The organism is Colwellia sp. MB02u-10, from assembly GCF_014077185.1.
Lineage (GTDB): Bacteria > Pseudomonadota > Gammaproteobacteria > Enterobacterales > Alteromonadaceae > Cognaticolwellia.
This window is the reverse complement of record NZ_JACGVK010000024.1, coordinates 1-289: the sequence shown is the minus strand read 5'-3', so window position 1 is coordinate 289 and position 289 is coordinate 1. Positions and strand designations below refer to the sequence as shown.

At 41.5% G+C, this 289-nt stretch carries 1 protein-coding gene; it reads left to right on the top strand.

Features of this window, described 5'->3' with window-relative positions; all coding sequences use genetic code 11:
- The coding region (locus H4J59_RS19135; RefSeq protein WP_220469673.1) for a hypothetical protein at nt 1-184 on the top strand (184 nt) is incomplete at its 5' end.
- Nucleotides 185-289: the final 105 nt, after the last annotated feature.

Genomic DNA, 289 nt, shown 5'->3' with positions numbered 1-289 from the left:
TAAAAAACAGCTTTCAGATTCTTTGTCTGTTTCGCTTTACCCTACTGCGTTTTGTATTCGCTGTGCGGTTGACGGACTAAAGTCCGACCTACAAAACAATTCCCTAAACCTACATTATCACCCGTGGGCTCGATGTAGGTTGGACTTTAGTCCATCAGGTTTTAAAAAACAGTTGTCAGTTTAAAGTTTTGAGCTGTCAGCTATAAAAAACAGCTTTCAGATTCTTTGTCTGTTTCGCTTTACCCTACTGCGTTTTGTATTCGCTGTGCGGTTGACGGACTAAAGTCCG